The sequence below is a fragment of the Actinomadura sp. NPDC048394 genome (assembly GCF_040651755.1).
Lineage (GTDB): Bacteria > Actinomycetota > Actinomycetes > Streptosporangiales > Streptosporangiaceae > Spirillospora > Spirillospora montaniterrae.
This window is the reverse complement of the sequence record NZ_JBEZJL010000150.1, coordinates 1-10198: the sequence shown is the minus strand read 5'-3', so window position 1 is coordinate 10198 and position 10198 is coordinate 1. Positions and strand designations below refer to the sequence as shown.

11 protein-coding genes are annotated in these 10198 nt (G+C 72.1%); 6 read left to right on the top strand and 5 right to left on the bottom strand.

Features of this window, described 5'->3' with window-relative positions; translation table 11 throughout:
- Window positions 1-291: 291 nt before the first annotated feature.
- The 4 genes from AB0C78_RS49980 (at window position 292) to AB0C78_RS49965 (ending at window position 4496) form a co-directional block, all read left to right on the top strand.
- On the top strand, window positions 292-1311 hold the full coding sequence (locus AB0C78_RS49980; RefSeq protein ID WP_360762676.1) for an LLM class F420-dependent oxidoreductase: 1020 nt from the start codon (window positions 292-294) through the stop codon (window positions 1309-1311).
- A 263-nt stretch (window positions 1312-1574) separates the two neighbouring features.
- Window positions 1575-3230, top strand: coding sequence for an acetolactate synthase large subunit (locus tag AB0C78_RS49975; RefSeq protein WP_360762673.1), 1656 nt, complete (start codon window positions 1575-1577; stop codon window positions 3228-3230).
- Between the two features lie 87 nt (window positions 3231-3317).
- A complete protein-coding gene (locus AB0C78_RS49970) occupies window positions 3318-4169 on the top strand; it encodes a hypothetical protein (protein ID WP_360762670.1) in 852 nt (283 codons plus the stop codon).
- 111 nt (window positions 4170-4280) lie between these two features.
- Complete coding sequence (locus tag AB0C78_RS49965) at window positions 4281-4496, top strand: hypothetical protein (protein WP_360762667.1); 216 nt, start codon at window positions 4281-4283, stop codon at window positions 4494-4496.
- A 244-nt stretch (window positions 4497-4740) separates the two neighbouring features.
- Here the strand turns inward: AB0C78_RS49965 and AB0C78_RS49960 are convergent, their stop codons facing one another.
- On the bottom strand, window positions 4741-5310 hold the full coding sequence (locus tag AB0C78_RS49960) for a TIGR03086 family metal-binding protein (protein ID WP_360762664.1): 570 nt from the start codon (window positions 5308-5310) through the stop codon (window positions 4741-4743).
- A 64-nt stretch (window positions 5311-5374) separates the two neighbouring features.
- Here AB0C78_RS49960 and AB0C78_RS49955 point away from each other — a divergent pair, with 64 nt between their 5' ends.
- Complete coding sequence (locus tag AB0C78_RS49955) at window positions 5375-6118, top strand: helix-turn-helix domain-containing protein (RefSeq protein ID WP_360762661.1); 744 nt, start codon at window positions 5375-5377, stop codon at window positions 6116-6118.
- Between the two features lie 118 nt (window positions 6119-6236).
- Here AB0C78_RS49955 and AB0C78_RS49950 read toward each other — a convergent pair whose 3' ends face one another.
- Window positions 6237-7481, bottom strand: a complete 1245-nt coding sequence (locus tag AB0C78_RS49950; RefSeq protein ID WP_360762658.1) for an MFS transporter — start codon at window positions 7479-7481, stop codon at window positions 6237-6239.
- Window positions 7482-7571: 90 nt separating this feature from the next.
- Between AB0C78_RS49950 and AB0C78_RS49945 the strand changes: the two genes are divergently transcribed.
- The gene (locus AB0C78_RS49945) at window positions 7572-8153 is read left to right on the top strand and encodes a TetR/AcrR family transcriptional regulator (RefSeq protein WP_360762655.1); all 582 of its coding nucleotides are present in this window, start codon (window positions 7572-7574) and stop codon (window positions 8151-8153) included.
- A gap of 48 nt (window positions 8154-8201) precedes the next feature.
- Here AB0C78_RS49945 and AB0C78_RS49940 read toward each other — a convergent pair whose 3' ends face one another.
- From AB0C78_RS49940 to AB0C78_RS49930, 3 genes are all read right to left on the bottom strand, one after another.
- Window positions 8202-9008: a methyltransferase domain-containing protein gene (locus AB0C78_RS49940; RefSeq protein WP_360762652.1), complete on the bottom strand. Its 807-nt coding sequence runs from the start codon at window positions 9006-9008 to the stop codon at window positions 8202-8204.
- Between the two features lie 188 nt (window positions 9009-9196).
- Window positions 9197-9427 (bottom strand): hypothetical protein, encoded by a 231-nt coding sequence (locus AB0C78_RS49935; protein WP_360762649.1) that lies wholly within the window; start codon window positions 9425-9427, stop codon window positions 9197-9199.
- Window positions 9428-9612: 185 nt separating this feature from the next.
- Window positions 9613-10107, bottom strand: coding sequence for a hypothetical protein (locus tag AB0C78_RS49930; protein ID WP_360762646.1), 495 nt, complete (start codon window positions 10105-10107; stop codon window positions 9613-9615).
- Between the last annotated feature and the right edge of the window lie 91 nt (window positions 10108-10198).

Sequence of the window (10198 nt, the reverse complement as noted above, 5' to 3'; positions counted from 1 at the left end):
CCCACCACACCTCCCCACCCCCCCGCCCCACCCCCCCCCCCCCCGCGCCCCCCCCCCCCCCCCCCCCGCGGCCCCCCCCCCCCCCCCCCGCGCCCCTCCCCCGTGCCCGCCGCCCGCCGCCGTGCTCGTCGCCGCACCCCGCCGCGCGCCCGTCGCCCGTCACCGACGCGCCCGGCCGCGCGCCCGCCGCCGGGTCGCCGACCCCGCCCTTCCCCGGAAAGTAGAACGTGTTCTAGTATCGCCCGTGCGCCGCAGACCCGGCGGCGCGCACCGCGACCGGAGGATGGCAACGTGACCGCGGACCTCAAGCTCGGCATCAACGTCGGCTACTGGCAGAGCGAACCCGAGGACCAGACCGAGACGGTGCTGGCCGCCGAGCGCTGCGGATACGACTCGGTCTTCACCGCCGAGGCCTACGGCTCCGACGCGTTCACCCCCCTCGCCTGGTACGCCGCCCGCACGTCCCGGATCAAGCTCGGCACCGCCGTCGTGCAGATGTCCGCGCGCACCCCCGCCGCCACCGCGATGCACGCGCTCACCCTCGACGCGCTGTCCGGCGGACGGGTGATCCTCGGGCTCGGCGCGTCCGGCCCCCAGGTCGTCGAAGGGTGGTACGGGCAGCCGTTCCCCAAGCCGCTCGCCCGCACCCGCGAGTACCTCGACATCGTCCGGCAGGTCTGGCGCCGCGAGGAGCCCGTCACCAGCGAGGGCCCGCACTACCCGCTGCCGTACCCCGGCGGCGCGGGCCTCGGCAAGCCGCTGAAGTCGATCGTCCACCCGGTCCGCCCGGAGATCCCCGTCTACCTCGGCGCCGAGGGGCCGAAGAACGTCGCGCTGTCCACCGAGGTGGCGCAGGGCTGGCTGCCGCTGTTCGTCGACCCCGAGCAGATCGAGCCCGTGTTCGGCGCGTCCCTCGCGAACCGCCCGGACGGCTTCGAGATCGCCGCGACCGTCACCACGATCGTCACCGACGACCTGGCCTCCGCGCTCGAGTTCGCCAAGATCCCGCTCGCCTTCTACATCGGCGGGATGGGCGCCAAGGACCGCAACTTCCACCTCGACCTCATCGGCCGGCTCGGCTTCGCCGAGCAGGCGCAGCGCGTCCAGGAGCTGTTCCTGGACGGCCGCCGCCCCGAGGCGATCAAGGCCGTCCCCGACGAGCTGGCCGACGCGATCTCGCTGCTCGGCCCGCTCGGCCGGATCAAGGAGCGGCTCCAGCTGTGGCGCGACAGCCCGGTCAGCACCGTGCTGATCGCCGGCGTGAAGGACGAGCCGACGCTGCGCGCGATCAGGGAGATGGTCGACGGCTGAGCAAGAGGTTCGTACCTTTTCGCCCAGAATTATCACGCAACGGAAAGTTCCCGCCGCCGACGCGCGGGTTCTACGTTCGTGATCAGGCCACCCCGAGTTACCGGGGCATGGGGAGGGGCGGTCCGGCGCACGCCGGGCCGCCCCTCCCCATTTCGGGGTGGGCCGCCCGTAACCGATCACACACGGCGCGATGGAATGGAGGCGGCGAACCGGGCGCTGCACCGAAGGCACCCGGAGATCACAGACTGGAGATGGGACACACGATGTCCACGCAGGAAGACGCCGCCCGGCTGCTCGTCAGGACCCTCGAGGCGGAGGGCGTCGAATACGTCTTCGGCATACCGGGCGAGGAGAACATCCACTTCGTCCACGCCCTGAACGACTCATCGATCCGCTACATCCTCGTCCGCCACGAGCAGGGCGCGGCGTTCATGGCCGAGATCTACGGCCGCCTCACCGGCAAGGCCGGCGTCGCCTCCGCCACCCTCGGCCCGGGCGCCATCAACCTGCAGCTCGGCGTCGCGGACGCCACCACCAACAGCACCCCCGTCGTCGCGATCTCCGCGCAGGTCGGCCTCGACCGCATCTACAAGGAGTCGCACCAGATCGTCGACCTGGTGTCGCTGTTCCGCCCCATCACCAAGTGGTCCGAGCTGGCCCCGACCGCCGAGGCGCTGCCGGAGATGGTCCGCAAGGCGTTCAAGACCGCGCAGACCGAACGTCCCGGCGCCGTCTACCTCGCCATCCCCGAGGACGTCGAGTCCGCCAAGGTCTCGGACGCGCTCAAGCCCCTGCCGGTCAACATCGTCCGGCCGCAGGAGCCGTCGCCGTCGCAGATCGCCCGCGCCGCCGACGTGATCGCCCTCGCCCGGCAGCCGATCGTCCTCGCCGGGCACGGCGCCACCCGCGACCGCGCGAGCGACGCGCTGATCCATTTCTCCGAGCGCCTCGGCCTGCCCGTCGCCACCACCTTCAACGGCAAGGGCGTCTTCCCCGACGACCACCGCAACGCCCTCGGCGCCGTCGGCTTCATGCGCCACGACTACGTGAACTTCGGCTTCGACGAGGCGGACGTCCTCATCGCCGTCGGCTACGAGCTCCAGGAGTTCGACCCCGTCAAGATCAACCCGAACGCCGACAAGAAGATCATCCACATCCACCAGTCGCCCGCCGAGGTCGACGACCACTACCCCGTCACCGTCGGCATCCAGGGCGACATCTCCCGCTCCCTGCGCGCCCTCGCCGACAGCGTCCACCGCCGCTGGGACGTCAACGGCACCGGCGAGAAGATCCGCCGCATGATGCGCGACGAGCTCGCCGAGGGCGCCACCGAGGACGGCTTCCCTCTCTCCCCCCGCCGCATCGTCGCCGACGTCCGCGCCGCCATGGGCCGCGCCGACATCGTCCTCGCCGACACCGGCGCGGTGAAGATGTGGATGGCCCGCATGTACCCGACGTACGAGCCGAACACCCTCCTCGTCTCCAACGGCCTGTCGTCCATGGGCTTCGCCGTCCCCGGCGCCCTCGCCGCCAAGCTCGCCCACCCCGACCGCCGGGTCCTCGCCGCCACCGGCGACGGCGCGTTCCTGATGAACTCCCAGGAACTGGAGACCGCCGTCCGCGAGAACATCCCGATCACCGTCCTGATCTGGGACGACTCCGCCTACGGCCTGATCGAGTGGAAGATGGACCTCGACATGGGCACCAGCTCCCACATCAAGTTCGGCAACCCCGACTTCGTGAAGTACGCCGAGAGCTTCGGCGCCCGCGGCTACCGCGTCGAATCGGCCGGCGAGCTGCTCCCCACCCTCCGCAAGGCCCTCGCCGAGGACACCGTGTCCGTCGTCACCGTCCCGGTGGACTACTCCCACAACCTCCAGCTAACGGACAAGCTGGGCGACCTGACCGGCCCCTTCTGACCACTCTCGAACGCGTTCATGGTCTCGAATAATCATTCGAGACCATGAACGCCCCGTGACCGTTCGATCACCGTTAGTTTGCGTTCCATGCCAACGAGCGCACACGAGCTCCCGCTGGAGATGGTCCGCAACCGGCCCGAGCTCGTCCCCACCATCCTGCGGACCGTCTTCGACCTGGACATCCTCGGCGACCCCAGCATCACGTCCGAATCCTTCGCCGATCTCAACCCGGCCGAACTCCGATGCGACGCCACCGTCCTGTTCGACACCAGGGACGAGCGCACCCACGGCGTCATCGTCGAGTCGCAGCAGCGGTTCGACGGCGGCAAGCAGTACAGCTGGCCCGCTTACATCGCGCTGCTCCGGCTACGCCACAAGTGCGGGGCGACGCTGCTCGTCCTGTGCCCGGACGAGAACAGCGCGCGCAGATGCGCGGCCCCCATCGACATGGGACACCCGAACTGGGTGCTCGAACCCCTGACCGTCCACCCCGGCATGCTCCCCCCGATCACCGACCTCGACGAAGCCACTCGCATGCCCGAACTCGCCGTCCTCAGCGCCCCCGCGCACGCCGACGGCCCGCACGCATCCGCCGTGGTCAGCGCCGTCGCGGCGGCCATCGACACCCTCACCGGAGACACCGGCCCTCTGTACCATGACTACCTGAGGACGCTGCTCTCCGACGCTGCCCGCAAGCTCCTGGAGGACACTGTGAAGACCGCCGGCTACGAGTGGCAGTCAGACTTCGCCAAGACCCACATCGCCGAAGGCCGCGCCGAAGGTGAGGCCAAGTCGGTACTGCTGGTCCTGAAGGCACGCGGCCTCACCGTTCCCGACCACGTCCACGAACGCATCACCGGCTGCACCGACACCGACCAGCTGGAACGCTGGATCCAGCGCGCCGCGACCATCGACAACGCCGAACAGCTCTTCGACTGACGCCCCTGGCCGCCCCCACTGCCGCGCGGGGGCGGCCAGCAGCAGACGGACACCATCGAAGCTCAGCGCCCTCCGCACATCTGCCGCGTGCGCCGCTCTCGGAAAGAGACCATGGACCTCAAGAACTACGAGTGGCAGTCAGACTTCGCCAAGAGCCACATCGCCGAAGGCGAGGCCAAATCGGTACTGCTGGTCCTGAAGGCGCGCGGCCTCGCCGTTCCCGACCACGTCCACGAACGCATCACCGGCTGCACCGACACCGACCAGCTGGAACGCTGGATCCAGCGCGCCGCGACCATCGACAACGCCGAACAGCTCTTCGACTGACGCCCCTGGCCACCCCCGCTGCCGAGCGGGGACGGCCGGCAGCCTTGACGCCAAGGAAGCTCCCCGCACAGCGCCCGTCCACTGCGCGCGTCGCGCTTCCGCCTGCTGGGACCGAAGGGACAGGCGTCAGGAGATTGCCCTCGGCCCCAGGTCTGGTTTGTGATGGTGTCGGCGTCGTGAGCGCCGGGGTTCATGCTGCGGGTGGGGTGAGGTGCCCGGTCGATCCGACATCACCAGTCGGGGACTATGTCCAGGCGGGATCACGGCCGGTCAGGCCGAGGATGCGGTCCAAGGTGGGCGCGTCGGCCGGCACTGCGACCTGCGGTCCGTACATGCCCATCTGCCGTCCCTGTTCCACGCTGGCGAACACGGTGTCGTGCAGATGTGCCAGCAGGTCGGCGGGTAGTTCCAGGCGCTGCCCGGTCGCGACGGCCAGGTCCCAGCCGTGCATGGCCAGCTCGCCGGTGATCATGTCGCCCAGGACGGGCGCGGGCAGCGTCTGCGGCGTGCCCATGTCGGTCTCGCCCTTCCAGGCGCTCGGCGGCGCCCACGACGAGGTGATGTCGTCCAGCAGGGCGAGCAGGCGGCCGCGCCAGTCGCCGGCCGCCAGGTCCACATCGGACTCGGCGGCCGCCGGCTGCGGGACGGACTCCTTGCGGCCGCCGCCGGCCAGCGACGGGCCCCAGAACAGGAGGTGGTTGACCAGTGCCCGCACGTCGTACTCCGTGCACGGGGTCTTGTTGGCGAGCTGGTCGTCGGTGATGGTGCGGGCGACCGCGGCCATGGCCTCGGCGGCGTTGGACAGATGTGACATGGCGGCGACGCTAGGTGGCCCGTGCCGGAGGGGTATTGGACAAAGGCGACGTACACTTCGCCGCGTGGAGCGGGACGTTCGTGAGCTGCGCGGTGCGTGGACCAGGTTTCAGCGTCACACGTTCCACGACCCGTCGCCGGCGCTCGCGCCATGGGTGGAGCGGTACTGGGAGGCTCGCTGGGACTACGCCGAGCCCTACCGGCAGAAGATCGTGCCGTACCCGAACGTGCACCTGTCGTTCGGCGGCGGCCGCGCGGACGTCAGCGGCGTGTGCAGCGGCTACCGGATCAAGGTCCTCGAGGGCCGTGACCACGTCTTCGGCGTCGCGTTCCGGCCGGGCTGCTTCCGCCCGTTCCTTGGTGCCTCCGTCTCGACGATCACCGACCGCGTCGTCCCGGCGACCGAGGTGTTCGGCCCGGACCTGCCCACGACGCTCGACGTGCCGACCGTGGAGGCGTTCCTGCTGGAACACCTGCCAGACGACGACCCCCGGGTACGCCAGGCGGTGGCCGCGGTCGAGCTGATCGCCAAGGACAAGGCCGTGACCAGGGTCGAACGCCTCGCCGGCGAGCTCGGGCTGAGCGTGCGGGGGCTGCAACGGCTGTTCGCGGACTACGTCGGCATCGGACCCAAGTGGGTGATCCGCCGCTACCGCCTGCACGAGGTGACCGCACGCATGGCCGCCGGCGGGGCGATCGACTGGGCCGCGCTGGCGGCCGACCTCGGCTACGCCGACCAGGGCCACTTCATCCGCGACTTCAAAGGCATGTTCGGCGAGCAACCCACCTGGTACGCGCAGCGCTATTAGTCCGCCTCCCCGGATTCGAGGGAGGGTCGCCACCCGGCGGGGGCAGGAGCCTCCGATGTTCGAGGGTGCCGGGTTGGCGACCGCGGGTCGTGGGGGCGGTGGGTCAGCGGGCAGGTGATCAACTCTGAGGGGGGTTTTCGGCGGTGGAGCCTCTGAGGAGGAGGCCGCCGGCGGCGAGCAGGGCGAGGACGATCACCGCGCCGCCGTAGATGTCGGCGGTGTCGCGCAGGCCGATGTGCGTGGTGGCGAAGCCGGCGGCGATGGCGGGGAGGCTGAAGGCCAGGTAGCTGAGGGTGTAGACGGTCGCGAAGAGGGCGGCGCGGCGGGCCGGTTCGGCGAGGGACGCGGCGATGCGGAAGGCGCCGAGGAACGCGGCGCCGAAGCCGAGACCGGAGATCACCGTGGCGGTGAAGAACAGCGGTGTGGACGTGGTGGCGAGCGCGGTGAGGGTGAGGGCGAGGCCCGCGGCGAGGACGAGCGAGCCGCCGATCATCATCGGGCGGGGACGGCGGGCGCCGGTCGCGATGACGGCGGCGGCGCTGGCGGCCATCAGCGCGAAGACGACCAGGCCGCCGACGAGGTGGCTGCGGACGCCGAGGACGCCGGCGGCGAGCGACGGGCCGAGCGACATGTAGAGGCCGACGACGCCCCAGGTGGCGATGAGGCTCGGGACGATCAGCAGGAAGGTGCCGCGGGCGCCGCGGGGGACGCTGACCTGCGGGCGCAGCGAGGCGAGCGCGCCCGGCCGGCGGGCGGACGTCTCCGGCATGGCGAGGATGCCCGCGACGGCGAGGGCGCAGAGCGCGGCGAGCAGCCAGTAGACGAGGGTGGTCGGCGCGGGCGCGTACTGGACGAGCAGGCCGGAGCCGAGGGCGCCGGCGCCGAGGCCGATGCCGGGGGTGGCGCTGTTGACCAGGGACGCGAGGCGCTGGTCGTGCGGGGGCTGCAGGTCGACGAGGCCGGCGCTGATCGCGCCGGTGGCGGTGCCGGTCGCGAGGCCCTGCAGGATGCGGGCGGTGATGAGCCAGCCGACGCCGTCCGCGGTGACGAACAGCAGCATGGCGGCGACCTGGGCGATCAGTGCGGCGGTGAGGACGGGACGCCGGCCGATGTGGTCGGAGAGGGCGCCGACGGTGACGAGGGCGGCCAGCAGCGCGAGCGCGTAGACGGCGAAGACGACGGTGAGGGTGGTCGCCGAGAACTTCCATTCGGCCTGGTAGACGACGTAGAGGGGGGACGGTGCGGCGGCCGCGGCCATGAAGGCGAGGAGGGTGGCGGCGAGGGTCCAGAAGGCGGCGGCGCGGGGCAGCCGGCGGGCGCGGGGGCCGGCGGCGGGTTCCGCGGCCGGCAGGGCGGTGGTCACGGCGGACTCCTAAAGCAAAGATATTGGCTTTAAGAGACCGTACCCTCCCCGCGGCCCTAAAGCAAAGAATATTGCGTTAACCTGGGCGACATGAGCACCGGTACCCGTTCCGCGGCGGCGCGGCCCGGCGGGCGCAGCGCCCGCGTCCGGGACGCGGTGCACCACGCGGTCACCGAGCTGATCTGCGAGCGCGGCGCCGACCGGGTCACGATCCCGCTGGTCGCGGCGCGCGCGGGGGTCAATCCGACGACGGTCTACCGGCGCTGGGGCACCGTCCCCGCGCTGCTGGCCGAGGTGGCCGCCAAGGAGCTGGACGCCGACGCCCCTCCCCCGCCGACCGGCGACCTGCGGGCCGACCTCGCGGCGTACGCCGAGTGGGATCTCGCGCACCTGTCGCGTCCGGGCGGCATCGCGTTCTTCCGCGCGGAGGTCGCGGCGGACCTCGACGAGCGCAAGGCGGGCCTGCGCGAGTGCCTGCGGCAGGTGAACGACGCGCTGGAGGCGATCGTCGCCGCGGCGCGGGCGGCCGGCGAGGCCGACCCGCCGCCGGTCGAGGAGATCATCGACCGGGTGGTGGCGCCGCTGTACTTCCGGGTCGTCTTCTCGATCCCGGGCACCGATCCCCGGCGCGCCCGGAGGCTGGCCGAGGAGTTCCTCGACGGGCGGTCCTGACCGGGACGCGGCCGCCCCCGGCGCCGCGTCCCGGGACCGGGAACCGGGTCAGGCGCGGCAGATGATCTCGCCGTGCGTGACGGAGTACCAGCCGTCCTCCGCGGCGGCCCACTCCTTCCAGCCCTCGTAGACGCGCTGCAGTTCCTCGCGGGTGGCGTGGCCGCCGGCGACGGCCTTGTCCGCGACGGACGAGTCCCGCATCCGGCCGCCCCACGACTCGCTCCACCACTCGCGCTCCTCGGGGGTGGCGTAGCACCAGGCCGACGCGGACGCGGTGACGTCGGTGAACCCGGCCTCCCGCGCCCAGGAGACCAGGCGGCGTCCGGCGTTCGGCTCGCCGCCGTTGCCGCGCGCCACCCGGTAGTAGATGTCCAGCCAGGGGGCCATGGCGTCGGGTTCCGGGTACCAGATCATGGTGCCGAAGTCGGCCTCGCGGGCGGCGACGATGCCGCCGGGCTTGGCGACCCGGCGCATCTCGGCCAGCGCCCGGACGGGGTCGGCGATGTGCTGCAGGACCTGGTGGGCGTGGACGACGTCGAACGTGCCGTCGGGAAAGTCCAGGTCGTGGACGTCAGCGACGGCGAACTCGACGTTGGTCGCGCCCTTGGCCTCGACGTTCCGGCGCGCGTCGGCCAGCACGACCTCGGCGGCGTCGGTGGCGACGACGCGTCCGGGCGCGACCAGCTCGGCCATCCCGGCGGTGATGGTGCCCGGGCCGCACCCGACGTCCAGGACCGACGACCCGGCCCGCAGGTGCGGGATCAGGTAGGCGGCGGAGTTCTCGACGGTGCGCCACTGGTGCGCGCTCAGCACGTTCGCGTGGTGGCCGTGGGTGTAGGTCGCGTTCGCGGACATCGGGATCACCTCTCTGTCGGTGCCTGCACCCTACGCCGACTTCTCAAACTTTGAGAACTGAATCTCAGGATGTGAGATTGCAGGATATGCGAAAGGGGGCCGGGGCGTGATGCCCCGGCCCCCTTCGTGGAGCCGATCCGTCAGGCGGCCGCCGTCAGGCCGCCTTGCCCGTCATGCCGCCTTGCCCGTCATGCCGCCAGGGCGATGCGCCGGCCGGCGACGCGCCGCGCCGCGGGCACCGCCGGGACGGGCGCCGGGGCGGGCAGCGGTTCGAGCACGGCCAGCGCCGGCGGAACCTCGGCGTAGGCGTTCAGCGTCGCGTGGGTGAGTTCGGTGAGCCACGGCTGCACGATGGTCCGCTCCGCGGGCCCGTCCAGCCGTGGGTGGGTGAGATGGAATGTGCCGGTCGCTTCGCTCACTGTCGACACCCCTTCCTTGACCCGGCGGCCCCGCGCCTGTGCAACGGCCACCGGTTGTCACATACCCCTAGGTACGTAGTCACAAGCCACTCGGTTCGGCGGCTGTTCCCAATCGCCCCAGGTTGTCCCCTAAGTCACATCCCAACCTAGAGCCCGCCTCGGACATTCTTCGAACACTCATTCGGCTAGTCGGGCGTCGGCGCGGGGTCGGCGGTGACCGAGCGGAGGAGCGGTCGGCTCAGCGCGCTCGCGCCCGCGATCCCACCGAAGCCGACCGCCACGAACGCGGCGAGCGTTACCGCACCGGACGCGCCGAACCCGACCGCGAACGGCGCGGCGAAGAACAGTCCGGTCGCCAGCGAGCCGCCGCCCATCACCACGAGCGGGATGAGCGTCTCCTGCCGCCGCGCCCGGTCCAGCACCCGCAGCGGCGTACCCGCGAGGCGCAGCATCGCGTAGGCCTGCCGCCGGTCCAGCACCGCCGACGCGCCGGTGATGCCCGCGCTGGTGATCGCGATGAGGAACGACACGACCAGCACGGTGAGCGCGCCCGTCCGCAGGTCGGCCAGCAGCTGGTCCCTGCCCCGCTCCTGGTCGGCCGGGGTGGTGGCGACGTGGCCGGGGACGGCCGCGGCGAGCGCCGTGCGGGCCCGGTCGACGGCGCCGGCCCCGCCCCGCACCGGGACCCCCCCCACCGGGGCGGGGCCCGCCCGGGCCCCCCCCCGCGCCCGCGGGCGCCCCCCCCGCGGCGGCCGCCCCCCCCCCCCCCCC

What these genes read in the sequence shown, in the direction of transcription:
- AB0C78_RS49975 (WP_360762673.1), top strand. Translation starts at nt 1,575, where the DNA reads ATGTCCACGCAGGAAGACGCCGCCCGGCTGCTCGTCAGGACCCTCGAG.
- AB0C78_RS49970 (WP_360762670.1), top strand. Translation starts at nt 3,318, where the DNA reads ATGCCAACGAGCGCACACGAGCTCCCGCTGGAGATGGTCCGCAACCGG.
- AB0C78_RS49965 (WP_360762667.1), top strand. Translation starts at nt 4,281, where the DNA reads ATGGACCTCAAGAACTACGAGTGGCAGTCAGACTTCGCCAAGAGCCAC.
- AB0C78_RS49960 (WP_360762664.1), bottom strand. Translation starts at nt 5,310, where the DNA reads ATGTCACATCTGTCCAACGCCGCCGAGGCCATGGCCGCGGTCGCCCGC.
- AB0C78_RS49945 (WP_360762655.1), top strand. Translation starts at nt 7,572, where the DNA reads ATGAGCACCGGTACCCGTTCCGCGGCGGCGCGGCCCGGCGGGCGCAGC.
- AB0C78_RS49940 (WP_360762652.1), bottom strand. Translation starts at nt 9,008, where the DNA reads ATGTCCGCGAACGCGACCTACACCCACGGCCACCACGCGAACGTGCTG.